Here is a 25047-nt window from a genome sequence, read left to right as displayed (position 1 = left end):
GAAAAGACGTAAGCGCCCGGAACCGTCCGAGCGACGTTGGCCACTGCGGTGGCCTGCGGGGGCAGACGATAAAGGCGCTGGCGCCGGCTTGTCCAGAGCAGCGGAAAATTATTTTTGCGCTGCCGGCGGTTTGCCCGGCTGGCGGGTTTGCCGCTATAACGTGCACGCTTTTTGCCTGCAAGGACGGCGCCCGGCCTGTGCCTGATCCGTTCGGGCGGATCTGATGCCGCTCGGCAGCTCTTCGAACAACAGCGTCAAACGGGATGAATGATGGAGTTTACCAGCGGCTTTTTGCTGAGTCTTTCGCTGTGCCTGGACATCGGCGTGGCCAATATCGCGATGATCACCCTGGCCATGCAGCGCGGCTATTTCCAGGGCTTCTGCCTGGGCCTCGGAACTTGCGTGGGTGACCTGATCTACGCGCTGTTGGCCCTGGCCGGGATGACCGTACTGTTGCAGTACGAAACTGTGCGTTGGGTGCTGTGGATCGGCGGTTCGGCGCTGCTGGTGTATTTCGCGGCGAAGATGATCTACGCCGCCATTCATCACAGTGCGCTGCTGGCCACGGCGGGGGAGGCGGACCGCGGTTCGCCGCGCAAGGAGTTCCTGCGCGGGATCTTCCTGGCCATGTCTTCCCCCAGCGCGATCCTCTGGTTTGCCGCCGTGGGGGGCACCCTGATTGCCCGATCCGGTGGCGGCACGATTGCCGACTCCGGGTTGTTCCTGGCCGGCTTCTTTTGCGCCGGGCTGGTCTGGACCATGGGCCTGTGCCTGGCCGCGACCCAGGGCGGCAAGTTGCTGGGCGACAAGCTGTTGCGCTACTCCTACCTGGCATCTGCGGCGATCTTCTGCTATTTCGCGGTTTACGTGATCCTATCCGGTTATCAGGAGTTCATCGTCGGCGCTGGGGTGGTCGACCTTCCGGCGCTCTGATCCTGGCCCTGGCGATTGGCTTCTATACTTGCTGCCGTACCCATCTTTTCTGCGGCAGGAGTGGCATTCATGGATGAGCAAAAACAGGGCGCAGGTCCAGAACCGCGCTTCGAAAGAGAGCGTTTTCTGCTGATCGCCGGCTTCAGCGAGCGGTTTACCCCTGGCGCCAGCCAGGACATCGGGCAGCTCTGGCAGCGCTTCATCCCCCACATCGGCAAGGTGCCGGGGCAAGTGGATGAGGTGACCTACGGCATCTGTTGCAACCCCGATGGCCAGGGCGGTTTCGAATACCTGGCCGGGGTCGAGATCAGCAAGCTCGACGATTTGCCCGAGCGCTATCGCTGGATCGAGGTGCAGCCGCAGAACTATGCGGTGTTCGAGCACGGTGGCTCCTTGCAGGAACTGCCACAGACCTTCAACTACATCTGGAAGACCTGGCTGCCCCAGTCCGGTCGCGAGGCAGCCGATGCCCCGGAATTCGAGCGCTACAGCGCCGACTTCAACCCCGATACCGGCAGCGGCGTGGTGGAGGTCTGGCTACCGCTGAAAAGTGAATGATCCCCTCGGGGGGCGCTGGCCGGCCCCCGATTCCCCCGGCCTTGGCCGCAATCTATACGCCGTCTTAATACCGCCCCCCGCAATCAGTGTCCGACCTTGATACGCCCTCACCTAACCTGCGTGGCGCAGAGGAGAGCGGCGGACGGCTCGTTCCCGACTCCCTGCCGGTGCCCGTTGCCGGGTGCCTGACCGGTTGCGCCCCGGGCCGCTGTCTGCGGTTGCGGCGCCGCCTCAATGGATTAAGGGGAAAAGCCTTGCTGACACTGGAATTCATCTACGGCGCCAGCGGTTTTTGCGCCGTGCTGCTGTTTGTCTACCTGGGTTACGCGCTGATCCGTGCCGAGAAATTCTGATGACCGCACCCAACGCTACCCCGGCATTTTCATTCGCCCGTCCGGGCATTCTCGAGAAAGGAAACCAGCCATGTACGACCTGATCTTCGTGGGCCTGTCCCTGGGGTTCTTTGTACTGACGGCCCTGGTCATCGTCGCCATGGGCAAGATTTGAACGGAGCATCGACATGTTGAGTACTGTGCTGGAATACGCGGTGATCCTCGGGGTAATGACCGGGCTCGCCGTACTCATGGGCAAATGGCTGGCCCGGGTCTTCAGCGGCCGCGGCCACGCCTTGCCCGAGCGGGCCACCTACCGCCTGCTGGGGATCGACCCCGGCGAAACCATGGGCTGGGCGCGCTATGGCTCGGCGCTGTTGCTGTCCAACGCAGCGATGATGCTCCTGGGCTACCTGGTGCTGCGCCTGCAAACCGTCATGCCCCTCAACCCCCTGGGGTTGGCGGCGCAGACCCCGGACCTGGCGTTCAACACCGCCGCGTCCTTTATCACCAACACCAACTGGCAGGCGTACTCAGGTGAAAGCAGCCTGTCGAACTTCAGCCAGATGGCGGTGATCACCTTCCTGATGTTCGTCGGCTCCACCGCCGGTGTGGTGGCAGCGGCCGGTTTCATTCGTGGCCTGAGCCGCTCCAGCTCCGCCGATATCGGCAACTACTGGGTCGACTTCACCCGCACCCTGTACCGGGTGATGCTGCCTTTGTGCCTGGTCATGGCCCTGGTCTATGTCTGGCAGGGCATGCCCCAGACCCTCGACTCCCAGGCCCTGGCCACCACCTTGGAAGGCGCCCAGCAGCAGCTGATCGTCGGCGCCGTGGCCAGCTTCGAGTCGATCAAGCACATCGGCACCAACGGTGGCGGCTTCTTCAGCATGAACGCCGCCCACCCGTTCGAGAACCCGACTCCGCTGACCAACGTGCTGCACATCCTCAGCATGTTGCTGATCCCTTCGGCGCTGACCTACACCTTCGGCAGCATGCTGCTGCGGCGGCGTCAGGGCTGGGTGTTCTTCGGCACCTTCCTGGTGATGTTCGTCGGCTTCCTGGCCATTGTCTTCACCGCGGAGCAGGGCGGTAATCCGCTGCTGACCCAGGTCGGTGCCGACCAGCAACTGTCGGCAACCCAGAGTGGCGGCAACATGGAAGGCAAGGAACTGCGCTTCGGCATCGCCGACACCGCGCTGTTCGTCACCACCACCACGGGCGCCACCACCGGTTCGGTGAACGCCATGCATGACTCGCTGACCCCCATGGGCGGTTTCGTGCCCCTGGCGCAGATGATGCTCAACTGCGTGTTTGGCGGTGACGGCGTGGGCTTTATCAACCTGATCCAGTACGCCCTGCTGACGGTGTTCCTGGTGGGCATGATGATCGGCCGCAGCCCGGAATTCCTCGGCAAGAAGATCGAGGCCCGGGAGATCAAGCTGGTGATGCTCTCGGTGCTCGCGCACCCGATCTGCATCCTCGGTTTCACCGCCCTGGCAGCGTTGTGGCCGGACACCTTGAACAGCCTCAACAACCTTGGCCCCCATGGTTTCAGCGAAGTGCTCTACGCCTACGCCTCGGGTACCGCCAACAACGGTTCGGCGTTTGCCGGGCTCAATGCCAACACGCCGTTCTTCAACACCACCATCGGTCTGGCGATGCTCATGGGACGTTTCTTCACCATGCTGCCGATGCTGGCCGTGGCCGGTTCGCTGGCGGCGAAAAAGAACATCCCGGCCGGTGCCGGCACCATTCCCACTGCCACGCCGCTGTTCATGTTCCTGGTGGTGTTCGTGGTGCTGGTGGTTGGTGGCCTGACTTTCCTGCCGGCCCTCGCGCTCGGCCCGCTGGTGGAGCAACTGCAGTTGCTGGCCGGCCAGACTTACAAGTAAGGGGTTGTGATGACGACGCAAATGCAAACCCAAGGCACCACTGCGGTGCTGTTCAAGGGCCTGTTGCGCCCGGTGCTGGTGGCGGCGGTGTTCTTCATGCTGCTGACCGGGCTGGCCTATCCGTTGGCGGCCACCGTGCTGGCCAACCTGCTGTTCCCGTTTCAGGCCCAGGGCAGCCTGGTGCAGCGTGACGGGGTGGTGGTGGGCTCGGCACTGATCGGTCAGTCCTTCAGTCGCCCGGAGTATTTCCAGGGCCGCCCGAGCATGACCCTGGGCAGCGATCCGCTGGACCCGAGCAAGAGCGTGCCCCAGCCCTACAACGCCGGGGCCAGTGGTGCCAGCAACCTGGGCCCCACCAACCAGAAACTGATGGACAGCGTGGCGGCGCGGGTCAGCGCCTATCGCCAGCTCAACGGCCTGGCGGCGGACATGCCGGTACCGGTGGACGCGGTGACCGCTTCGGCTTCCGGCCTGGACCCGCACATCTCCCTGGCCAACGCCCAACTGCAACTGAACCGGGTGGCCCGCTTGCGCAACCTGCCGCTGGCCGAGCTGCAGGCGCTACTGCAGGACCACAGCGAAAGCCGCACCTTCGGCCTGCTGGGCGAGCCCCGGGTCAATGTGCTGCAACTCAATCTCGCGCTGGATGCCCTGGCACCCGTGCATGCCTCGCCCCTTGCGGTCAGTGAGTAAGAGATACCGATCATGAGTAATAACCCTCGTATAGCGTTGTTCGACCGTGGGCTGCTGTTCACGGCGTGCCTGGATGCGGTGAAGAAGCTGCTGCCACAGGCGCAGTGGAAGAACCCGGTGATGTTCGTGGTCTATCTGGGCAGCATTCTCACCACTCTGCTGTGGTTCCAGTCCCTGGGCGGTGAAGGCGAGGCCTCCAGCGGCTTCATCCTCAGCATCACCCTGTGGCTGTGGTTCACCGTGCTGTTCGCCAACTTCGCCGAGGCCCTGGCCGAGGGCCGCAGCCGGGCCCAGGCTGCGAGCCTCAAGGGCATGAAGCGCCAGACCCTGGCCAAGCTGTTGCAGCAGCCCAGGCATGGCGCCGCCTGGCTGCCGATGGCCGCCAGCGAGCTGCGCAAGGACATGGTGGTGCTGATCGAAGCCGGCGACCTGGTGCCGCTGGATGGCGAGGTCATCGAAGGCGTGGCCACGGTGGACGAGAGCGCCATTACCGGTGAATCGGCGCCGGTGATCCGCGAGGCCGGGGGCGACTTTTCCTCGGTCACCGGCGGCACCAAGGTGCTGTCCGACTGGCTGGTGGTGCGCATCAGCGTCAACCCCGGCGAGTCGTTCCTGGACCGCATGATCTCCATGGTGGAATCGGCCAAGCGCCAGAAAACCCCCAACGAGGTGGCCCTGACCATTCTCCTGGTGGGGCTGACCCTGCTGTTCCTGCTGGTGATCGTGACCCTGAGCCCGTACTCGATCTTCGCCGTGGCCATGAGCGGCACCGGCAGCGTGATCAGCGCCACGGTGATGGTGGCGTTGCTGGTGTGCCTGATCCCCACCACCATCGGCGGCCTGCTCTCGGCCATCGGCGTGGCGGGCATGAGCCGGATGATGTCGGCCAATGTCATCGCCACTTCCGGGCGCGCTGTGGAAGCCGCTGGTGACGTCGACGTGCTGCTGCTGGACAAGACCGGCACCATCACCCTGGGCAACCGTCAGGCCAGCGCCTTCCTGCCGGCCCCGGGAATCAAGGACAGCGAACTGGCGGACGCCGCGCAACTGGCTTCCCTGGCGGACGAAACCCCGGAAGGCCGCAGCATCGTGGTGCTGGCCAAGCAGAAGTTCGACATCCGTGGCCGCGATATCGAGGCCCTGGGCGCCAGCTTCGTGCAGTTCAGCGCGCAGACCCGCATGAGCGGCGTCGACCTGCCGGAGGGGCGCAGCATCCGCAAGGGCGCGGCCGATGCCATTCGCCGGCACATCGAAGCCCTGGGTGGCAGCTTCCCGCCGGCCTTGCAGGCCAAGGTCGACGAAGTCTCCCGGCGCGGCAGCACGCCGCTGGTGGTCAGCGACGGCGCCCAGGCCCTGGGCGTGGTGGAACTCAAGGACGTGGTCAAGGGCGGGATGAAGGAGCGCTTTGCCGAACTGCGGCGCATGGGCATCAAGACCGTGATGATCACCGGCGACAACCGCCTGACCGCGGCGGCGATTGCCGTGGAGGCCGGGGTCGATGACTTCCTCGCCGAGGCCCGCCCCGAGGACAAGCTGCAACTGATCCGCGACTACCAGGCCAAGGGCAAGCTGGTGGCCATGACCGGCGACGGCACCAACGACGCCCCGGCCCTGGCCCAGGCCGACGTTGCGGTGGCGATGAACAGCGGCACCCAGGCGGCAAAGGAAGCCGGCAACATGGTCGACCTGGACAGCAACCCGACCAAGCTGATCGAAGTGGTGGAAGTCGGCAAGCAGATGCTCATGACCCGCGGCGCCCTGACCACCTTCAGCGTGGCCAACGACGTGGCCAAGTATTTTGCTATCGTACCGGCCGCGTTCGTCGCCACTTACCCGCAGTTGGGCGCGTTGAACGTGATGCAATTGACCAGCCCGAACTCGGCGATTCTCAGTGCGGTGATCTTCAACGCGCTGATCATCGTGTTCCTCATCCCCCTGGCGCTCAAGGGGGTGAAGTATCGGTCCATCGGCGCGGCGGCCTTGCTTAACCGCAACCTGCTGATCTACGGACTGGGCGGGGTGCTGGTACCCTTTGCCGGGATCAAGCTGATTGACATGCTGCTGGCCGGGCTTGGCCTGGTTTGACGCAAGGACAGGCAATGCGGCGCTCCCTGGGGGCGCCGCATTGTTCATTTAAGGAAGCTCATGACTGTGCTTGATGCAAGTCCTGCGCCCCGCGACGGGCGCCCCGATCCCGATGCGCTGCTGGAAAAGCTGCAACAGGACGAACAAGCCGCCCAGCGCGGCAAGCTGCGGATCTATTTCGGTTCCAACGCCGGGGTCGGCAAGACCTGCGCCATGCTCACCGCCGCCCGCAACGAAGTGGCCCTGGGCCGCGACGTGGTGGCCGGGGTGGTGGAAACCCACGGCCGGCGGGAAACCGCCGAGCTGCTGCAAGGCCTGGAGGTGCTGGAGCGTCACAGCCTGATGCACCGCGACTATGCCTTGCCCGAATTCGACCTGGACGCGGCCCTGGCGCGACGTCCCTCGGTGTTGCTGGTGGACGAGTTGGCCCACAGCAACGTCCCCGGTTCCCGGCATCCCAAACGCTGGCAGGATGTGGAAGAACTGCTGCGGGCCGGGATCGATGTCTGGACCACCCTCAACGTCCAGCACCTTGAAAGCCTCAACGACATCGTCAGCGGCATCATCGGCATCCGCGTGCGCGAGACGGTGCCTGATCACCTGTTTGATGAGGCCCACGAAGTGCTGGTGATCGACCTGCCACCGGACGACCTGCTGCGTCGACTCAAGGACGGCAAGGTCTACATGGGGCCCCAGGCCGAGCGCGCTTCACGCAATTTTTTCCGCAAGGGCAACCTGTTGGCCCTGCGCGAGCTGACCCTGCGCCGTACCGCCGACCGGGTCGATGCGCAAATGCGCGACTATCGCCGCGAGCGCTCGATCAATGCCCTGTGGCCGGCCCGGGAGCGCTTGCTGGTGGGGATCGCCGGCGACCCGGCGGACGAACGCCTGGTGCGCGAGGCCGCGCGCCTGGCGCAGAAACTCGAAGCCGACTGGATCGTCGTGCACGTGGCCTCGGCGCAACGTCGTGGCCACGGTGCCAGCCGTTATGCAGCAGCGATGAAGACCCTGGCCCTGGCCGCCGAGTTCGGTGCCGAGACCGCGACCCTGCCCGGCCTGGACGTGGCCGAGGCGCTGGTGGCCTGTGCCCGTGAGCACAATGCCAATCGCCTGGTGCTGGGCCATTACCCGCGCAAGGTCTGGCAGTTCTGGCATCAGTCGGTGAGTGATCGCATCAGCCGCCAGCATCCGGAAATCGATCAGATCGTGATCGCCAACGGGCCCTTGAGCCGGCGCCCGGCCGCTGCGGACAAGCCAGAGGCCGGATTGTCGCCGAGTCGAGCGCCGGCCTATCTGTGGGCCAGCCTGGCCTGTTTTGCCGCCACAGCAGTGGCAGCGCTGCTGCTGAAGGTGTTCGACCCGGCCAACGTGGTGATGTTGTTCCTGCTCACTGTGGTTCTGGTGGCTTTGCGTTTCGGGCGGGGGCCGGGTGTCTGGGCGGCCATGCTGGCGGTGCTGTGTTTCGACTTCTTCTTCGTTCAGCCGGTGTTGTCGTTCACCGTCAACGACACCCAGTATTTCTTCACCTTCGCCTTGATGCTTGGCATTGCCCTGATCACCGGCCAGCTCACCGCGCGGCTGCGCCACCAGGCCCGCACCGCCGCCGAAGGCGAACGCCGCGCCACCTCCCTGGCCGGGCTGGCTCGGGAGTTGTCGGCGGCACTGACCGAGGAGCAGATCTGCGCCGTGGCCCTGCGCACCTTCAGCGGGGTGTTCGAGGCCCGGGTCGGATTGGCGCTGCCGGATGCGGACAATCGCGTGCGAGCCTTGAATGCCAATACCCTGGCGGTCGATGAAAGCATTGCCCAGTGGGCCTATGACCACGACCAGCCGGCAGGCAGCGGCACCGACACCCTGGCGGCGGCCAAGGGCTGCTACCTGCCGCTCAAGGCACCGATGCGCGTGCGTGGGGTGCTGGTGCTGGAGCTGACGGACGCCGAACGCCTCAACGAACCCGAGGAGCAGCGCCTGCTGGAGGCCTGCATGAGCCAGCTGGCAATCGCCCTGGAGCGGGTGCATTACGTCGAAGTGGCGCAGAGCACCGTGGTGCAGATGGAAGGCGAGCGCATGCGCAACACTTTGCTCGCCGCTATTTCCCATGACTTGCGCACTCCGCTGACCACCATCATCGGGGCTGCCGATGCCGCGTTGCCCCATGCCCCCAGTGGCCCGCTGCCCGAGCTGTTGCATGGCATCCATGATCAAGCCACGTCGATGCAGCGCCTGATCGAGAACCTGTTGGACATGGCGCGCATGCAGGAGCGCGGGGTGCGCCTCAAGCGTCAGTGGAATTCCCTGGAGGAGATTGTCGGCAGCGCCCTGCGCCAGTTGCGCGAGCCCCTGGCCAGACATGAACTGCGGGTGACCATGGCGCCCCATCTGCCCCTGGTGGAGGTGGATGCGCTGCTGCTGGAACGGGTGCTGGTGAACCTGCTGGACAACGCCGCCAAGTACACCCCTGCCGGCACCCTGGTGCAGATCACGGCCCGCCAGGTGGACCAGCAGATCATCCTGCAGGTCAGCGACTCCGGCCCCGGCTGTCCCAAGGGCAGTTCCCCGGACAGCCTGTTCGAGGCCTTCAGCCGTGGCCAGCAGGAGTCCGCGGTGGCCGGGATCGGCCTGGGGCTGGCCCTGGCCAAACGGATTGTCGAAGCCCATGGCGGGCGTATCGAGGCCCAGCCTCACGCCGACGCCGGGCTGAGTTTTGTCATCACCTTGCCGGCGGGACAACCGCCATCCATGGAAGCCCTATGAGCAACCCACGCATCCTGATTGTCGAGGACGAAGCCAACATCCGGCGTTTTGTCGGCATTGCCCTGGAGGACGAAGGTTTCCAGGTGTTCGAGGCCGACAGCGTCAAGCGCGCCCTGATCCATGCCGCCAGCCGCCAGCCGGATCTGGTGATCGTCGACCTGGGCCTGCCGGATGGCGACGGCAAGCAATTGATCAGCGAGCTGCGCGGCTGGCTGGCGGTGCCGATCCTGGTGCTGTCGGCCAGGGACCGCGAAGACGAGAAAGTCGCCGCCCTGGATGCCGGCGCTGATGATTATCTGGTCAAACCCTTCGGTGTGCCGGAGTTGCTGGCGCGCATTCGTGCGCAACTGCGGCGCCACGGCCAGAGCGGCGCGGTGGCGGCCACCAGCAAGGTGGCCTTCGGTGCCATCGAGGTCGACCTGGCCACCCATGAGGTGCGCCGCGAAGGGCAGTTGGTGCACCTGACTCCCATCGAATACCGTCTGCTCTGCGCCCTGATCCGCGGCCAGAGCCGGGTCCTGACCCATCGCCAACTGCTGCTGGAGGTCTGGGGCCTGGACTATGTCGACCGCGCCCATTACTTGCGGGTGCACATGGCCCATCTGCGGCAGAAGCTGGAGGCTGATCCGGCTCAGCCCCAGCACCTGATCACCGAGTTGCAGGTGGGTTATCGCCTGGTGGGGCTCTGATCCTGCCTGGTGGCGCCGCTCAGGGCTTTTTTGCCGCGACGCCGCTCATGTACAAAATCGATGTACAAGGTGATGCAGCCGAAGGCGGTGATGCTGAACAGCACAAGAAGGCCGATCTGGATGTTGCTCATGGGGAAAGTCCTGTGGGCAAGACGCGGCAGGGCCGGCTTGATGGGGCCGGCCAGGAGGCGTCGGGGATCAGATAGATAATCCCTGGGCGCCGCCCTTGCCAGGGTTTATATGAAAGCTTTACGGCGGCCCCGACTATCCCTATGCCCTGCATACGCCAGGCTCCCCATAACGCCACTCTTGCTAGAATCGGCCATCCTTCACCGTCTTCAGGTTGCCGCCCATGACTGCTTCGACCCCGCTGATCCGTACCGTCCTGCCCACCGACCTGGATGCCTGCTTTGCCATCGAGACCCTGGCCTACGAAGGCGACGAAGCCGCGACTCGGGAAAAGATCGCTACCCGCATCGCTACCTGGCCCGAGGGCTTTATCGTTGCCGAGGTGGAGGGGGCAGTGGCCGGCTTCATCAACTCCGGTGCCACCTTCGAGGTGCAGATGGCCGACGAAGCCTTCAAGGAACTGATCGGCCACGACCCGGCCGGTTCCGAAGTGGTGATCATGTCGGTGGTGGTGCATCCGGATTTCCAGGGCCAGGGTCTGTCCCGGCAACTGTTGCAAGCCTTCATTGCACGCATGACCGAGCTGGGCAAGGCGCGCATCCACTTGATGTGCAAGGAACGCCATGTACCGCTCTACGAGCGCTTTGGCTTCGTCTATGTCAAGGCGTCGGCGTCGGACCACGGCGGCATGGCCTGGCATGAGATGGTGCGGGGGGTGTAAGTCCCAGGCATGCCCCTGATGCACAAGGGGCGCCGGCGTAGGGGCTTTTCAGGGGGCTGCTAAGCAGGAGTGCCCTTGAGTTGAAGTGCTGAACTCAAAACGCCAGGACCATCCTGCGTTCATAACCCATCCGGCCTTTGCAGGCTTCGCCATTCTCGACCCAGCCCAGCTTGAGATAGAGCTGGAGTGCGGCGTGGTTGTCGGCATCCACCGCCAGCATCAGGCCCTTGAGCTGCGGCCATTCCTGGAGCGCGGCGCCGGGCAGGGCTTGCAGGCAGGCGGTGCCCAGTCCCTGGCCCTGGAATGGCAGGTCCACTTGCAGGGCGTGCAGGGTGGCGTGGTCGGCCTCGGCCCAGGCTGGCAGGCAAGGCGCGTGCTTGAGCAGCAGGAACGCCACCGGCCGTTCGTCGCTGAGCAGGGCAAAGCCCTTGATGGCGCCGGCCGGTGCATTGCCCAGGGTGTACAGCGCGCCATGGATATCCCCGGAAAACGCTCTCTGTTCAGGCCGTACTTCAAGGCTCAGCAGTTGGGCACGCTGATGGCTGTCGAGCTGTTCATAAGGCACGAGACGAGTGGTCACTGGCGGGACTGTCCAGGGGAGGGAAGGGGGCGGATTCTAGCGATTTTGCCCGAGCGGTAAAATTTTTTATCGAGGTTGTCGATTGTCTGGCTGGCCAGACGACTAAGGGTGAACCGAGCATTCAAGTGCGCTCTTGCAGGGGCTGCCCGGTGCCGGTTGATTCCACTCTTGAGGAGTTTTGCCATGCACAACCCATCCAGCGAAGCACAGATCCGCAGCCTGATCGGCCATTGGCAGCAGGCGGTGGTCGCCAGGGACATCGAGCGTATCGTCAGCTTTTACGCCGATGACATCGTCTCTTTCGACGCCGTCGGCGCCCTGCAGTATTCGGGCAAGGCGGCCTACCGTGAACATTGGCAGGCCTGCATGCAGGAGTGCCCGGGGCCGGGCATCTTCGAGTTCCACCAGCTGCGGGTGCGGGCCGCCGAGGAACTGGCGTTCGCCCATTGGCTGGCCCATTGCGGGGGCACGGATGCCCAAGGGCAGACCAAGGCCTGCTGGATGCGGGTGAGCGCCGCCTATGAGCTGCGCGACGGGCAGTGGCAAGTGGTGCATGAGCACTGGTCGGCGCCGTTCGACATGCAGACCGGGACCACTCAGTTCGATCTGCAACCTTGATGAGCGGGTGGTTCGCCAAAGGACAAAACAGCAACCATAGTTGATCAGCCCGAACCCGGAGACACCCATGAAATACCTCTGTCTGGTCTACAGCGATGAACAGTTGTTGCACAGCTTGCCCGAGAGCCCCAAGGACGCCGAGTGCCAGGCCTATGCCGAGTCGGTCCAGGGCAGCGGACGGATGCTTGCCGCCGAGGCGTTGCAATCGATACAGACCGCCACCACGGTGCGCATGCGTGGCGGCAAGCTTTCCATCACCGATGGTCCGTTCGCCGAAACCAAGGAGCAACTGGCCGGTTTCTACCTGATCGAGGCCAGGGATTTGAATGAAGCGATCCAGGTGGCGGGGAACATTCCGGCGGCCCGGGTCGGCAGTGTCGAAGTGCGTCCTGTGCGTGAACTCAATCCCTGATAACAAGCATAAGCAGGAGTTTGCCAATGACCTTTTCAACAGTCGGCCGCCAGGCCGCCGAGCATGAACTGTCCATCAGCCGCTTGATCGATGCGCCGCGGGCCAGGGTGTTTCGCGCCTGGACCGAGCCGGCGTTGCTGGCGCAATGGTGGGGGCCGCACGGCATGACCACCCCGGAGTGTGAAATGGATCTGTGGGTCGGTGGTCAATTTCGCACGTTGATGCGGGCTGCGGATGGTGCCGAATACCCGACCATGGGGGTGTTTCTGGAGATCCACGCGCCGTCGCGCCTGGTGTTCACCGATGCCTATGTGCCGGGCTGGATTCCTTCGGGCAAGCCGTTCATGACCGCTGAAGTGACCTTCGAGGAGCAGAACGGCAAGACGCTCTACACCGCCCGCGCCATGCATTGGAGCGAAGCCGATCGGCAAGCCCACGAAGCCATGGGATTTCACCAGGGTTGGGGAGAGAGCCTGGAGCGTCTGGTGGCCCTGGTCACCCAAGGCATGGCGGACTGATGCCGGGTCAATCCGGTGAGGCCCTACAGGTCCTGGTGGCGCGGGTCTACCGCGAGCAATCGCGGCGCATTCTCGCCACCCTGATCCGCCTGCTGGGGGATTTCGACCTGGCTGAAGAGGCCTTGCACGAGGCCTTCTTTGTCGCCGTGGAGCGTTGGCAAAAGGACGGCGTCCCGGACAATCCTCGGGCCTGGCTGGTGTCCGTTGGACGCTTCAAGGCCATCGATGCCTTGCGCCGGCGGGCGCGCTTCGCCGCTTCCCAGGCGGCGCTGGTCAGCCAGCTGGAGCACCTGGAACAGCACGACTGGGAGGGTGAGGACGTGCAGGACGATCGCCTGCGGCTGATCTTCACCTGTTGCCACCCGGCGCTGGCGGCAGACGCCCAGGTGCCACTGACCCTGCGGGAAATCTGCGACCTGAGCACCGAGGAAATCGCCCGGGCCTTTCTTGTCTCTCCGGCCACCATCGCTCAGCGTATCGTGCGGGCCAAGGCGAAGATCCGCGACGCCGGAATTCCCTATCAGGTGCCGACGCTGGACGAGTTGCCCGAGCGCCTGGACAGTGTCTTGCGAGTGATCTACCTGGTGTTCAACGAAGGTTATTCGGCGTCCATGGGGGCCGAGTTGACCCGTGAGGACCTGACCCGTGAAGCGATACGCCTGGGGCGCCTGCTGCTGGAGCTGTTACCGGAAGCGGAGGTATTGGGCCTGCTGGCCCTGATGCTGTTGCACGAGTCGCGACGTGGGGCGCGACTCTCCAGCACGGGCGAGTTGATCCTGCTGGATGAGCAGGACCGTTCCCTGTGGCAGCGGGCCTTGATGGACGAAGGTTGCGCCCTGGTGGAGCGCGGGTTGCGCAGCGGACGCGGCGGAGCCTATTGCCTGCAGGCGGCGATTGCCGCGGTGCATGCCGAGGCTCCCAGCGCCGAACAGACCGATTGGCCGCAGATCGTCGGCCTGTATGAGGTGTTGCTGCGGCTGCAGCCTTCGCCGGTGATCGAGCTCAACCGTGCCGTGGCCCTGGCCAAGCGTGACGGCCCCGCGGCCGGCCTGGAGCAAGTGGAGGCCATCCTGCAGCGCGGCGACTTGCAGGATTACCACCTGATCCACGCTGCCCGTGCCGACTTCTGCCGGCAGTTGGGGCGAGTCGAGGCGGCGCGGGAGTCCTACCAAAGAGCCTTGGCCCTGACCCGGCAAGCTCCGGAACGGCGTTTTCTCGAAGCGCGCCTGGCCCAACTGGTCTCCAGCTCTGCGTAGCTTTACAGGACGCGCTCTACAGGGGCGGATACCCGAGCTGCCTCACTCCAGCATCCGCCCCAACAGCCAGCTCCCGGCCGGCCCTGGCGGGTGCAGGCGCGACCAGAGGGCATCCACCACCACCTTGCGCGGCCAGCCGCGTACGTTCAGTTCCTGCAATTTGCCGGCGCCGAAGCCTTCCACCAGCCAGCTCGGCAACGGCGCCCAGCCAAAACCGCCCTGGGCCATTTCCAGCAGCATCAGGTAGCTGGGCGCCGACCAGACCCGTCCCTGGGGACGGCTGTCGTAGGGGTTGAGCACTGTCGCCAAGCGCAGTTCCCGGTGCTGGCGCAGGGCTTCCTGATCGACGTGCTCGAGCCGGGCCAGGGGATGCTTGCGGGAGACGTACAGGGACATTTCACCCTGTTCATCCAGGGTCTGGTGATCCAGGTCCGCCGGGTAATCGGCCTGCATCTCGGCGAAGGCGATGTGCGCCCGGCCACTTTGCACCAGGGCAATCAGGTCTTCGCATTCGGCAATCAGGCATTCCAGTTCCAGGTCCGGGTAACGCTGCTCGAAGGCGCTCAGGCAGCTTTCAAAGCGATCCGACTGATAGGTGTCGGACAGGGCAACGGTGAGTTTCGCCTCGACTCCCTGGGACAGTTGGCTGGCGGCCATTTCCAGGCGGCTGGTGGCCGCGAGGATTTCCTCCGCGTGCTGCAGCATCACCTGCCCGGCGGGGGTCAGGCCGGGCTTGCGGCTGGCCCGATCGAACAATTGCACGTTGAGGTCGATTTCCAGGCTGGCCACTGCCGCGCTGATGGTGGACTGGCTCTTGCCCAGTTTGCGGGCTGCGGCGGAAAAGGAACCCTGGGTCGCTGCCTGGACGAACGCCAGCAGCACTTCGTGTGAGGCCATGAACTATCGCCTTGGTCGATGGTTATTGATTATTAAGTATCGACCTGATCCTGGAAGATCGCCAACACATTCACTCAAGGAGCACGGCAATGAGCCTGCAAAAATCCCTTACCGAACGTATTTTCCAGGCTGTAGGTTTTGAGCTGCTGGCCGTGCTGATCTGCACGCCGCTGCTGTCCTGGATCATGGATAAACCCATGGCTGACATGGGCCTGGTAACCATCGGCATCGGCCTTTTGGCGCTGATCTGGAACGTGGTGTTCAACGGTCTGTTCGATCGTCTGCTCAAGCGCCTGCAACTTGCACGCAATGGTTGGACCCGGGTCCTGCATGCCCTGCTGTTCGAAGGCGGTCTGGTGGCGATGGGGGTACCGCTGATTGCCTGGTGGTTGAATGTCAGCCTGTTGCAGGCGTTCATCCTCGATATCGGCGTGCTGTTGTTCTTTCTGCCCTACACCTACCTCTACCACTGGGCCTACGACGTACTGCGGGACAAGTGGTTGCAACAGCGTCTGGCTCATTGAGCCGCAGGCCTTTGTGATAGTCGCCGGTTTCGGCCGGCGAAAACCCACGGGGGGCCTATTATGGCGTAGAGGTCTGCGAGCTGATTTCAGACAGAACTGGACACCGTCCTCGGGTTTTTCTGAAAATGTGCGTCCGCTGGAGGCCGTCACTGAACCAGCAGCCCTCCCGACTATCTGAAGACCATGACTATTTCCCGCAACTGGATCATCTGCGAACACTGCGATTCGCTGTACGAATCCGTGCCGCTCGGCAAAGGCCAGGCCGCTCAGTGCTCGCGCTGTGGCGCGTTGCTGGCCCGTGCCCGCTACATGAACGTGCAGCAGCTGTTCGCCTTGTCGATTACCGCCGGGTTGTTGTTCGTCTTCGCCAATCTGTTTCCGGTGATCAAGATCAGCCTCGAAGGCCTGAGCAACGAAGCCACGCTCTGGCAATCGGTAGAAGCCCTGGCCCAGGGCCGCATCAGCCTGATTGCGGCGATCACCGGCCTGACCATCATTCTGGCGCCGTGCCTGCAGATCATCCTGCTGTGCTGGGTGCTGGGGTTCGCCAATTTCGATCGTGCCGCGCCAGGCTTCAAGGCCTGCATGCGGGCCCTGGAGCACCTGCGGCCGTGGAGCATGCTGGAGGTGTGCCTGCTGGGCATTCTGGTGGCCATCGTCAAGCTCGCTGGCATGCTCGATGTGCACCCCGGCCTCGGGCTCTGGGCCCTGGCCATGCTGACGGTGCTGATCATCCTGATTTCCGGCAAGGACATCCGCTATCTGTGGGATGACCTGGAGGGTCGCTACTGATGAATACGCCCCCTTACGCCCGGGACTATCAACTGATGCTCTGCCACACCTGTGGCCAGGTCTGCGAGCAATCCGAGCACCAGTGCCCCCGATGCGACTCCGTGGTCCATGCGCGCAAGCCCAACAGCCTGGCGCGGACCTGGGCCTTTCTCGTGGCCAGCCTGATCTTCTACATTCCGGCCAACCTGCTGCCGGTGATGCACACCAGTATTTTTGGCAGCGCCAGTGAAAACACCATCATGAGCGGCGTGGTGGAGTTCTGGAGACACGGCTCCTGGGACATCGCCCTGTTGATCTTCATCGCCAGCGTGGTGGTGCCCTGCATCAAGTTCTTTGTCCTTGGCACCTTGCTGGTGACCTGCCAGCGCCGCAGCCTCTGGGCCCAGCGCGAGCGTGCCAGGCTGTACCGTTTTATCGAGGTGATCGGCTATTGGTCGATGCTCGATGTGCTGGTGGTGGCCCTGGTGGCGGCCCTGGTGCAGTTTCGGGCCCTGAGTTCCATCGATCCGCGGATGGGCATTCTGTTTTTTGGTTTGGTGGTGGTGCTGACGATGTTGGCGGCCATGAGTTTCGATCCCCGGCTTATCTGGGATGTAGAGGTTGAAGATGTCTGATCATCCAGGTTCCAAGGCGGCAGGTTCCCAGCCGGCTCCCGGCGCTCCGGCGCTGCGTACGCGGCGTTTCAATGTCTCGCTGGTGTGGTTGGTGCCCATTGTCGCGGCCTTGGTGGGGCTGTCGATGGTGGTCCACAACTCGCTGTCGGCCGGGCCGGAAATCACCATCAGTTTCCAGACTGCCGAGGGCCTGGAAGCCAACAAGACCCAGGTCAAGTACAAGAACGTGGTGATCGGCAAGGTGACCTCCATCGCCTTGAGCGACGATCGCCGCAAGGTGCTGGCCAAGGTCGAGCTGGATCAGTCCGCCGAACCGTTCACCGCCGACGACTCGATGTTCTGGGTGGTGCGTCCGCGGATTGGCGCCAACGGCGTTTCCGGGGTCGATACCTTGCTCTCCGGGGCCTTTATCGGCGCCGATGCCGGCAAGTCGGAGAAGCGCAAGAACAGCTTCAAGGGCCTGGAAACCCCGCCGCTCATTACCTACGGGCAGAAGGGCAAGCGCTTCACCCTGCACACCGACGACCTGGGCTCCCTGGACATCGGTTCGCCGGTCTACTACCGGCGCATCGAAGTGGGGCAGGTGGTGTCCTATCAGTTGGCCAACAGCGGCAAGGGCGTGGACGTGAAGATCTTCGTCAACGCGCCCAATGATAAGTACGTCACCACCGACAGCCGATTCTGGAACGCCAGCGGTGTGGATGTGACCCTGGGCGCCAACGGCTTGAAGGTCAACACCGAGTCGGTGTCCTCGATCCTTGCCGGCGGCATCGCCTTCGTCGAACCCAAGTACAGCCCCAACGCCAAGCCGGCCGAGGAGAATGCCGAATACACCCTGTTCGGCGATCAGGATACGGCGCTGGCTCCGCCGGACGGCGCGCCGTATTACATCCGCATGCGCTTCGATCAGGCCCTGCGCGGCCTGTCGCTCAATGCCCCGGTGGAGTTCCTCGGGGTGAACATCGGCAAGGTGGTGTCCATGGACCTGGACTACGACGAACAGCGCAAGTATTTCCCCACCCTGGTAGGGGCGGTGATCTATCCCGAGCGCCTGGGCAAGGCCCATGAAAAACTGGTGAAGCAGACCGGCGGCGAAGACGACGCCCGCTCCGCGCAACTGATCGGCGCCTTCGTCAAGAACGGCCTGCGGGCCCAGCCCCGCAGCGGCAACCTGCTGACCGGCCAGCTGTACATCTCCCTGGATTTTGTCGCCAATGCCAAGCCGGTGGCCTACAACCCCGCCGCACGGCCGCTGGAGATCCCCACCATCCCGGGCAGCATGGACAAGTTGCAGGAACAACTGCAGGCCGTGGTGGACAAGATCAGCAAGCTGCCGATCGACTCCATCGCCGCCAACCTCGATGGCAGCCTGGCGGAGATGCAGAAGACCCTGAAACAGGTCAACGGCCAAGTGCTGCCGCAGATGCGCGACACCCTGGAGCAGTCGAAGAAGACCCTGGCCAGCGCCAACGAGAGCTTCTCCGAGGATTCGCCGCAGCGACAGAAACTCAGCCAGGCCATGGAGGAAGTGCAGCGCACCGCCCGCTCGGTACGGGTGCTCAGCGACTTCCTCGGTCGTCATCCTGAAGCGTTGATTCGCGGTCGTCTCAAAGACAACCAACCGGATGCCTACCAGTCGCCATCCTCCTCTGTCCGCGAATCCGCACCGGAAGCCCAGCCATGAAAAAAATCGCCTTGTTGTTGAGCCTGACCCTGGGACTTGCCGCTTGCAGCTCTGCGCCGACCCGTTACTACACCCTGATGCCGCCGGTGACTGAAGGCAGCGCTGCGGCCCGCAACGCGAATCTGCAGTTCGAGATGTCCACGGTGCGCATCCCGGTCCAGGTGGATCAGCCGCAACTGGTGGTGCGCCAGGACAGCGGCACCCTGGCGATCCTGGAAACCCAGCGCTGGAGCGCGCCCTTGGTGGATGAGTTCCACGACGCCCTGGCCAGCCAGATGGAGCACAAGCTCGGCACCCGCAACCTTGAAGGCTTGCCCAAGCAGCCCGGGCTCCCGGTGCTGTCGTTGCAGACCGATGTACGGCGTTTCGAATCCCTGCCCGGGCGTTACGCGCTGATCGATGTGGTCTGGAGCCTGCGCTTGCGGGGCGAGGGCGGCCCGGCCCGCAGCTTGACCTGCAGCAGCCAGATCCGCCAGCCGGCGGGTGTTGAACTGAGCAGCCTAGTGCAGGCTCATCAACAGGCCATTGCCCAGTTGGCCGCACAGATCGCCAGCACCGCACAGCGCTGGACCTGCCCCTGAATCAGCCCTGTAGCCGCTGCCGCAGGCTGCGAACGGCTGCGCAGGAGACGCAGGTTTTTCCGGCCGCCACAGGTTTGGCTCAGGATCGCCAGGCAAGGCCCTGCGGGCCTTTTCGCAGCCTCGCGGGCTCGGCAGCGGCTACAGGTGTCGGGTTGTAGCCGCTGCCGCAGGCTGCGAACGGCTCCGTAGGAGACGCGTGGATCTTGAGGCCGCTGGAGGTTCGGCAAGAGATCGCCAAGCAAGGTGTTCAGCGCCGGGCGCTGAGTTGCTGGGGCGCGAGGAAGGCGTCGTGGAAGTAGTCACGCAAGGCCTGCATCGCCGGGGTGAAAGTCCGTTCGCGGTGCCAGGCCAGGCCTACGCTCATCGGGGTCACTGCGTCGCTCAGGCTCAGGGTCTCGATGCGCTTGCCCTCCAGGGACCAGGGTCGATGCACCAGGTCCGAAAGAATCGCCACGCCGCTGCCGTTGGCCACCATGCTGCGCACCGCCTCCACCGAGCTGGTGCGCACCCGGACATTGGGCTGCTGGCCGGCCTGTTCCCAGTAGCGCATGGCACTCTGCTCGGCTTCGTCGACGGTGAGCAGGATGAACGGCTCCTGGGCCACGTCCGCCAGGCTGACGCTGGCTCGTTCGCAGAGCCGATGGTGGGCCGGCAGCCATAGCCGGCGCTCGGAGTTGAACAGGGTTTCCGAAACGATGTCCGGGTGGGTCAGGTTGGCGGTGAGCACCACCGCCATGTCGAAACGCCCCTCCAGCAACCCTTGCTCGATGGCCTGGCGCTCCTGCTCGTGGAGTTCGATGGTGACGTCCGGGTGCCAGTGCTCCAGGCGTTGCAGGTGGTGCGGCAAGAAGTAGCCGATCACCGTGTAGCTGGCCGCCAGGTGCAGCACACCACTGGCCCGATAGTCCGGCAGCGGACTGTTCAGCGCATCCTCGACACTGCGCAAGATCACATAGGCGCGGTTGAGAAAATGCCGCCCGGCGTCGGTCAGGTTCATGCCCTGGGCCGAGCGCACGAACAACTGCACGGCGAGCATGGCTTCAAGCTCCTTGATCGCCGTGGTCACCGCCGATTGGGAGATATTCAAGTGGATCGCCGCCTGGGAGATCTGCCCGATCTCTGCGGTCGCCACGAAGTAGCGCACCTGGCGCAAGGTCAACGACATGTTCCATTCCCCATCACCTCTGCAGGAGCCGGTTTGCCGGCCAAAGCCATCTCACGCCGGTCTTCGCCGATACGTGGATCACCGCCTGCCTACTCCTAGCAGAGCTTTATCTGTTTTTCAGAAGATGGTCTATCTGATAATAGATCTTCCCAAGGGGTCAAGGCCGCTCTAATTTTCACCGCACGAAGTCACAAGAGTTGGAGCAACAGTGATGCAGGCAGTGGATTTCAATTCGGACATGGGCGAAAGCTTCGGCCCCTGGACCATTGGCGACGGCGTCGACAACGAGCTCATGGGCTTTATCAGTTCGGCCAATATCGCCACCGGCTTTCACGCCGGCGACCCCGGCACCATGCGCCGCACCATCGAACAGGCCAAGCGCCTGGGGGTGGCTATCGGTGCGCATCCGGGGTTCCGCGACCTGGTGGGCTTCGGCCGCCGGCACATCAACGCACCGGCCCAGGAGCTGGTGGACGACATGCTTTATCAGCTCGGCGCCCTGCGGGAAATGGCCCGGGTGCAAGGCGTGAAGTTGCAACACATCAAGCCCCACGGCGCGCTCTACATGCACTTGGCCCGGGACGAGGAAGCGGCGCGGCTGCTGGTGCAAAACCTGCGCAAGCTGGAGCCCGAGCTGCTGCTGTATTGCATGCCCAATTCGGTGATCTGGCACGTCGCCCAGGAGCTGGGCCAGCCGGTGATCCGCGAGTTCTACGCCGACCGCGATTACGACCTCAGCGGCTCCATCGTCTTCACCCGCCAGGTGCGCGCCCTGGACCCGGCTGCCGTCGCCGCCAAGGTGTTACGCGCTTGCCAGACCGGCCTGGTACGTACGGTTGAAGGCGAGGACCTGGCCATCGAGTTCGATTCCATCTGCCTGCACAGCGACACCCCCGGCGCCCTGGATCTGGTGGAGGCCACCCGCACGGCGCTGGATCAGGCCGGCATCGAGGTGCGCGCACCGCGCTGAGGCGCATCGATACGAAGCACCGCGCACAGACGCGGGGTTCATCTGGTTTTGATTTTTTGCCTGCCTTTCTACAACTATTCCAAAAGGAACAGACATGGCCGAATACAGTGTTATCACCCCCTTGCCGGGCACTTTCTATCGCAAGGCCACCCCGGAGTCGGCGCCTTTCGTCGAGGTCGGCGACAGCGTCAGCGCCGATACCGTGATCGGCCTGATCGAAGTCATGAAGCAGTTTTCCGAACTGACCGCCGGGAGCGCGGGTCAAGTCAGCGCCTTTGTGGTGCAAGACGGTGATCCGGTGGAACCGGGTCAGGTCGTCGCGACGCTCGAACAGTGAGGGCCAGGGCATGACTCAAGCAATCAAGAAGTTGCTGGTGGCCAACCGCGGCGAGATCGCCGTGCGCATCATCCGTGCGGCCAAGGCCCTGGGGATTCCCACCGTTGCCGCCTGCAGTGAGGCGGATGCCGACTCCATGGCTGCACGTATGGCCGATGAAGTGCAGATCATCGGCCCGGCGCGGGCCGACAAGAGCTACCTGAATGTCCAGGCCCTGCTCGGTGCCTTGCAGGCCAGTGGTGCCAATGCGGTGCATCCGGGCTATGGCTTTCTTTCCGAGAATGCCGACTTCGCCGAGGCGGTGGTCGAGGCCGGGGCGATCTTCGTCGGTCCCAGCGCCGAAACCATCCGCCGCATGGGCGACAAGGCCGAAGCCCGGCGCACGGCGCAGGCGGCGGGAGTGCCGGTGGTACCGGGCTCCCCAGGTGAGCTCTTCGACCTGGACGCGGCGCTCAAGGCCGCTGAAAGCGTGGGCTTTCCGCTGTTGATCAAGGCCAGTGCCGGCGGTGGCGGACGCGGGATTCGCCTGGCTCAGGATGCGGCGCAATTGGCCGAGGAGTTCCCTCGGGCGCAACGCGAAGCCCAGACCGCCTTCGGCAATGGTGCGCTGTACCTGGAGCGTTTCATTGGCCGTGCGCGGCACATCGAAGTCCAGGTCTTGGGCGATGGCCAACACGCGGTGCATCTGTTTGAACGCGAGTGCTCGCTGCAACGGCGGCGGCAGAAGATCTTCGAAGAAGCGCCGTCGCCGGTGCTCAGTGCCGAGCAGCGTGAGCAGTTGTGCAGCAGCGCCGTGCGCCTCACCGAAGCCTTGGGTTACCAAGGTGCTGGCACTCTGGAATACCTCTATGACGACAGCACCGGCGAGTTCTTCTTTATCGAGATGAACACGCGGATTCAGGTGGAGCACCCGATCAGTGAACTGATCACCGGCATCGATCTGGTCCAGGCCATGTTGCGCATCGCCGGGGGCGAGCCCCTGGGGTTGCGCCAGAGCGATATCCAGCTCAATGGCGCGGCCTTGCAGATGCGCCTGAATGCCGAAGACCCAGCGCGGGATTTCTTCCCCAGTCCGGGCAAGGTCGAGCAACTGATCTGGCCGCAAGGGGCGGGGGTGCGGGTCGATAGTCACTTGTACCCGGGCTATGCTGTGCCGCCTTATTACGACTCGCTGCTGGCCAAACTGATCGTCCACGGGCGTGACCGTGGCGAGGCCCTGGCCCGGGCGCGGCTGGCCGTGGAACACACCACCTTGACCGGCATGGCCAGCACCTTGGCGTTGCACCGTGAACTGCTGGCTGAGCCCTGGTTGCAGCAGGCCGATTTTCACACCGCAACCCTGGAAACCTGGCTGGCCGAGCGCCGCGCCGGAGGTGTCGCATGAACCAGCCGATCCGCTACAGCTTTGGTGCCGACGAGCACCTGTTCGCCGAAGTCAGCGACAGCATGTCCCTGGAAGCCTTCTTCAAGGGCATGGCGGTGACCCGTGCCGTGGAGCGCCTGGAGTTGGATGGGGTGCTGGATGTGTGCCTGGCCAATGCCTCGTTCCAGATTCGTTTCGACCCGGATCGCATCGCTCCGCAGGTTCTGCTGGAGGCGGTGCAGCAGGCCGAGGCCGGGGCGGTGGCCGAGCGCAGCCTGCACACTCGGATCATCGAGATCCCCGTGCTCTACAACGATCCCTGGACCCACGAAACCCTGATGCGCTTTCGCGACCGGCACCAGGACCCCAGCGCCACGGACCTGGAGTACGCGGCGCGGATCAATGGCCTGGCGGACGTCGAGGCGTTCATCGCCGCCCACAGCGGTGCGCCCTGGTTTGTCTCCATGGTGGGCTTCGTCGCCGGGTTGCCGTTCATGTTCCAGATGGTCGAACGTGAACGGCAGTTGCAGGTGCCCAAGTACCTGCGACCACGCACCGATACGCCAAAACTGACCCTGGGTCATGGCGGCTGTTTCGGCTGCATCTACTCGGTGCGCGGTGCCGGCGGCTACCAGATGTTCGGCGTCACCCCGGCCCCCATCTACGACCCGCAGCAGCAACTGGCCTACCTCAAGGCGCACATGGTGTTCTTCCGTCCGGGGGACATCGTGCAGTTCAAGCCCATCGATCGTGAGGCTTATGACCAGGCGGTGGCCGAAGTCGAGGCCGGGCGCTTCGACCTGCGTATCCGCGAGGTGGAGTTTTCCCTGGATGCCTTTCTCGCCGACCCGGTCGGCTATCCCAAGTCGCTGCAGGAGGTGCTGGCATGATCAAGGTCATCAAACCGGGCCTGGCCACATCGGTGCAGGACCTGGGTCGCGAAGGTTTCTATCACCTGGGGATTCCGCCGTCCGGGGCCCTGGACCAGTACGCCCTGAGCGCGGCCAACCAGCTGGTGGGCAACCCGGCAGGCGCGGCGGGGCTGGAGTGCACGCTGCTCGGGCCGGAGCTTGAGTTCAGCGCCGACGCCCTGGTGGCGGTTTGCGGCGCGCACATGACGCCCAAGCTCGATGGCGTGGACATGCACCTGGACACCGCCTTTGCGGTCAAGGCCGGGCAAGTGCTGCGTTTCGACTTTCCCAAGGCCGGGGCCCGGGCCTATCTGGCGGTGGCCGGTGGCATCGATGTGCCGCTGGTGCTGGGCAGTCGTTCGACCTACGCCCTGGGCGCCCTGGGTGGTTTCCAGGGCCGGCGCCTGGCGGCCGGGGATGAGCTGCCGGTGGGTGTCGCCAGCGGCAAGAGCCGTCCCGGTGCCAGCTTGCCCATGGCGCTGCGCCAATCCCTGGGCGGCGAAATCACTCTGCGGGTGGTGCCGGGGCTGTACTACGAACGCTTGAGCGAGGCGGCCAAGGCCAGCTTCTTCGCCGAACCCTGGACCGTGGGCTCGGAGGCGGACCGCATCGGCTATCGCTTCAAGGGCGGCAGCGCCTTGAGCTTCCAGCCCCGGGAGCAGCCATTCGGCGCCGGTTCCGATCCGTCGAACATCGTCGACAGCTGCTACCCGATTGGCTCGATCCAGGTGCCGGCGGGGCTGGAACCCATCGTCCTGCACCGGGACGCGGTGTCCGGTGGCGGCTACGCCATGATCGGCACAGTGATCAGCGCCGATCTTGACCTGATCGGCCAGATGCAGCCCAACCAGAAGGCCCGCTTTGTTGCGGTGACCCTCGAAGAAGCGCTGGAGGCCCGGCGCTCCTACAAGAAAAAGCTCAGCTGTCTGAGCAAACTGTTTCCTTCCTGATTCTGCCCGCCGCATCGCGCGGGCCATGCCAAACGGTAGGCCAACGCCGCACTTCGGTGCGGTGACGGCTGCCCGCGCTTCAATCC

Annotated in this window: 28 protein-coding genes; 24 read left to right on the top strand and 4 right to left on the bottom strand. The window is 64.3% G+C overall.

Going from position 1 to position 25047, the window contains the following annotated elements; all coding sequences use genetic code 11:
• Positions 1-270: 270 nt before the first annotated feature.
• From ACMGF8_RS28280 to ACMGF8_RS28240, 9 genes are all read left to right on the top strand, one after another.
• Positions 271-933 carry a LysE family translocator gene (locus ACMGF8_RS28280; RefSeq protein WP_110594805.1) on the top strand — a complete coding sequence of 221 codons (663 nt, stop codon included), beginning with the start codon at positions 271-273 and terminating at the stop codon, positions 931-933.
• A 69-nt stretch (positions 934-1002) separates the two neighbouring features.
• Complete coding sequence (locus tag ACMGF8_RS28275) at positions 1003-1491, top strand: GyrI-like domain-containing protein (protein ID WP_102860634.1); 489 nt, start codon at positions 1003-1005, stop codon at positions 1489-1491.
• A 254-nt stretch (positions 1492-1745) separates the two neighbouring features.
• Positions 1746-1844: a K(+)-transporting ATPase subunit F gene (gene kdpF, locus ACMGF8_RS28270; RefSeq protein ID WP_016968152.1), complete on the top strand. Its 99-nt coding sequence runs from the start codon at positions 1746-1748 to the stop codon at positions 1842-1844.
• The gene (locus ACMGF8_RS28265) at positions 1828-1998 is read left to right on the top strand and encodes a hypothetical protein (RefSeq protein WP_162884082.1); all 171 of its coding nucleotides are present in this window, start codon (positions 1828-1830) and stop codon (positions 1996-1998) included. The genes kdpF and ACMGF8_RS28265 overlap by 17 nt, the downstream gene beginning before the upstream one ends.
• 13 nt (positions 1999-2011) lie before the next feature.
• Positions 2012-3718 (top strand): potassium-transporting ATPase subunit KdpA, encoded by a 1707-nt coding sequence (gene kdpA / locus ACMGF8_RS28260; protein ID WP_102860635.1) that lies wholly within the window; start codon positions 2012-2014, stop codon positions 3716-3718.
• Positions 3719-3727: 9 nt separating this feature from the next.
• Positions 3728-4411, top strand: coding sequence for a K(+)-transporting ATPase subunit C (gene kdpC, locus ACMGF8_RS28255; protein ID WP_250329519.1), 684 nt, complete (start codon positions 3728-3730; stop codon positions 4409-4411).
• Between the two features lie 12 nt (positions 4412-4423).
• Positions 4424-6496, top strand: coding sequence for a potassium-transporting ATPase subunit KdpB (gene kdpB, locus ACMGF8_RS28250; protein ID WP_102860637.1), 2073 nt, complete (start codon positions 4424-4426; stop codon positions 6494-6496).
• Positions 6497-6556: 60 nt separating this feature from the next.
• Entirely contained in the window at positions 6557-9250 is a 2694-nt protein-coding gene (locus ACMGF8_RS28245; protein ID WP_102860638.1) for a sensor histidine kinase, read from the top strand.
• On the top strand, positions 9247-9939 hold the full coding sequence (locus tag ACMGF8_RS28240; protein ID WP_102860639.1) for a response regulator: 693 nt from the start codon (positions 9247-9249) through the stop codon (positions 9937-9939). Before ACMGF8_RS28245 ends, ACMGF8_RS28240 begins: the two co-directional genes overlap by 4 nt.
• On the opposite strand, the gene ACMGF8_RS28235 is transcribed toward ACMGF8_RS28240, so the two are convergent.
• Positions 9918-10070, bottom strand: coding sequence for a hypothetical protein (locus tag ACMGF8_RS28235; protein WP_162884081.1), 153 nt, complete (start codon positions 10068-10070; stop codon positions 9918-9920). The two genes, ACMGF8_RS28240 and ACMGF8_RS28235, sit on opposite strands and share 22 nt — an antisense overlap.
• A 221-nt stretch (positions 10071-10291) precedes the next feature.
• Here ACMGF8_RS28235 and ACMGF8_RS28230 point away from each other — a divergent pair, with 221 nt between their 5' ends.
• Positions 10292-10789: a GNAT family N-acetyltransferase gene (locus ACMGF8_RS28230; protein ID WP_115580727.1), complete on the top strand. Its 498-nt coding sequence runs from the start codon at positions 10292-10294 to the stop codon at positions 10787-10789.
• A gap of 94 nt (positions 10790-10883) precedes the next feature.
• Here the strand turns inward: ACMGF8_RS28230 and ACMGF8_RS28225 are convergent, their stop codons facing one another.
• A complete protein-coding gene (locus ACMGF8_RS28225) occupies positions 10884-11369 on the bottom strand; it encodes a GNAT family N-acetyltransferase (protein ID WP_102860641.1) in 486 nt (161 codons plus the stop codon).
• 183 nt (positions 11370-11552) lie between these two features.
• On the opposite strand from ACMGF8_RS28225, the gene ACMGF8_RS28220 reads away from it, so the two are divergent.
• From ACMGF8_RS28220 to ACMGF8_RS28205, 4 genes are all read left to right on the top strand, one after another.
• The gene (locus ACMGF8_RS28220) at positions 11553-11987 is read left to right on the top strand and encodes a YybH family protein (RefSeq protein ID WP_102860642.1); all 435 of its coding nucleotides are present in this window, start codon (positions 11553-11555) and stop codon (positions 11985-11987) included.
• A gap of 67 nt (positions 11988-12054) precedes the next feature.
• Positions 12055-12399 carry a YciI family protein gene (locus ACMGF8_RS28215; RefSeq protein WP_102860643.1) on the top strand — a complete coding sequence of 115 codons (345 nt, stop codon included), beginning with the start codon at positions 12055-12057 and terminating at the stop codon, positions 12397-12399.
• A gap of 26 nt (positions 12400-12425) precedes the next feature.
• The gene (locus ACMGF8_RS28210; RefSeq protein ID WP_416757973.1) at positions 12426-12917 is read left to right on the top strand and encodes an SRPBCC family protein; all 492 of its coding nucleotides are present in this window, start codon (positions 12426-12428) and stop codon (positions 12915-12917) included.
• Positions 12917-14173, top strand: coding sequence for an RNA polymerase sigma factor (locus tag ACMGF8_RS28205; RefSeq protein WP_102860645.1), 1257 nt, complete (start codon positions 12917-12919; stop codon positions 14171-14173). Before ACMGF8_RS28210 ends, ACMGF8_RS28205 begins: the two co-directional genes overlap by 1 nt.
• A 42-nt stretch (positions 14174-14215) precedes the next feature.
• Here the strand turns inward: ACMGF8_RS28205 and ACMGF8_RS28200 are convergent, their stop codons facing one another.
• On the bottom strand, positions 14216-15070 hold the full coding sequence (locus ACMGF8_RS28200) for a LysR family transcriptional regulator (RefSeq protein WP_102880623.1): 855 nt from the start codon (positions 15068-15070) through the stop codon (positions 14216-14218).
• An 89-nt stretch (positions 15071-15159) separates the two neighbouring features.
• On the opposite strand from ACMGF8_RS28200, the gene ACMGF8_RS28195 reads away from it, so the two are divergent.
• From ACMGF8_RS28195 to ACMGF8_RS28175, 5 genes are all read left to right on the top strand, one after another.
• The gene (locus ACMGF8_RS28195) at positions 15160-15594 is read left to right on the top strand and encodes a multidrug/biocide efflux PACE transporter (RefSeq protein ID WP_102860647.1); all 435 of its coding nucleotides are present in this window, start codon (positions 15160-15162) and stop codon (positions 15592-15594) included.
• Positions 15595-15777: 183 nt separating this feature from the next.
• On the top strand, positions 15778-16386 hold the full coding sequence (locus tag ACMGF8_RS28190) for a paraquat-inducible protein A (protein WP_102860648.1): 609 nt from the start codon (positions 15778-15780) through the stop codon (positions 16384-16386).
• Positions 16386-17000 carry a paraquat-inducible protein A gene (locus ACMGF8_RS28185; protein ID WP_110651437.1) on the top strand — a complete coding sequence of 205 codons (615 nt, stop codon included), beginning with the start codon at positions 16386-16388 and terminating at the stop codon, positions 16998-17000. Before ACMGF8_RS28190 ends, ACMGF8_RS28185 begins: the two co-directional genes overlap by 1 nt.
• A complete protein-coding gene (locus tag ACMGF8_RS28180; protein ID WP_102860650.1) occupies positions 16993-18684 on the top strand; it encodes an intermembrane transport protein PqiB in 1692 nt (563 codons plus the stop codon). The genes ACMGF8_RS28185 and ACMGF8_RS28180 overlap by 8 nt, the downstream gene beginning before the upstream one ends.
• On the top strand, positions 18681-19265 hold the full coding sequence (locus tag ACMGF8_RS28175) for a PqiC family protein (protein WP_102860651.1): 585 nt from the start codon (positions 18681-18683) through the stop codon (positions 19263-19265). The genes ACMGF8_RS28180 and ACMGF8_RS28175 overlap by 4 nt, the downstream gene beginning before the upstream one ends.
• 247 nt (positions 19266-19512) lie before the next feature.
• On the opposite strand, the gene ACMGF8_RS28170 is transcribed toward ACMGF8_RS28175, so the two are convergent.
• Positions 19513-20430: a LysR family transcriptional regulator gene (locus ACMGF8_RS28170; protein WP_102860652.1), complete on the bottom strand. Its 918-nt coding sequence runs from the start codon at positions 20428-20430 to the stop codon at positions 19513-19515.
• 211 nt (positions 20431-20641) lie between these two features.
• Here ACMGF8_RS28170 and ACMGF8_RS28165 point away from each other — a divergent pair, with 211 nt between their 5' ends.
• The 5 genes from ACMGF8_RS28165 (at position 20642) to ACMGF8_RS28145 (ending at position 24961) form a co-directional block, all read left to right on the top strand.
• A complete protein-coding gene (locus ACMGF8_RS28165; RefSeq protein ID WP_102860653.1) occupies positions 20642-21400 on the top strand; it encodes a 5-oxoprolinase subunit PxpA in 759 nt (252 codons plus the stop codon).
• A 94-nt stretch (positions 21401-21494) separates the two neighbouring features.
• Complete coding sequence (locus tag ACMGF8_RS28160) at positions 21495-21737, top strand: acetyl-CoA carboxylase (RefSeq protein WP_102860654.1); 243 nt, start codon at positions 21495-21497, stop codon at positions 21735-21737.
• Between the two features lie 10 nt (positions 21738-21747).
• Positions 21748-23121 carry an acetyl-CoA carboxylase biotin carboxylase subunit gene (locus ACMGF8_RS28155; RefSeq protein ID WP_250329514.1) on the top strand — a complete coding sequence of 458 codons (1374 nt, stop codon included), beginning with the start codon at positions 21748-21750 and terminating at the stop codon, positions 23119-23121.
• A complete protein-coding gene (locus ACMGF8_RS28150) occupies positions 23118-23990 on the top strand; it encodes a 5-oxoprolinase subunit B family protein (protein WP_102860656.1) in 873 nt (290 codons plus the stop codon). The genes ACMGF8_RS28155 and ACMGF8_RS28150 overlap by 4 nt, the downstream gene beginning before the upstream one ends.
• Entirely contained in the window at positions 23987-24961 is a 975-nt protein-coding gene (locus ACMGF8_RS28145; protein WP_102860657.1) for a biotin-dependent carboxyltransferase family protein, read from the top strand. Before ACMGF8_RS28150 ends, ACMGF8_RS28145 begins: the two co-directional genes overlap by 4 nt.
• Positions 24962-25047 lie beyond the last annotated feature (86 nt).

Origin of the sequence: Pseudomonas sp. BNK-7 (assembly GCF_048072025.1) — a bacterium.
Classification (GTDB): Bacteria; Pseudomonadota; Gammaproteobacteria; order Pseudomonadales; family Pseudomonadaceae; genus Aquipseudomonas; species Aquipseudomonas danubii.
Note: the sequence above shows the minus strand (reverse complement) of the source record. Positions and strands in the feature narration are given on the sequence as shown.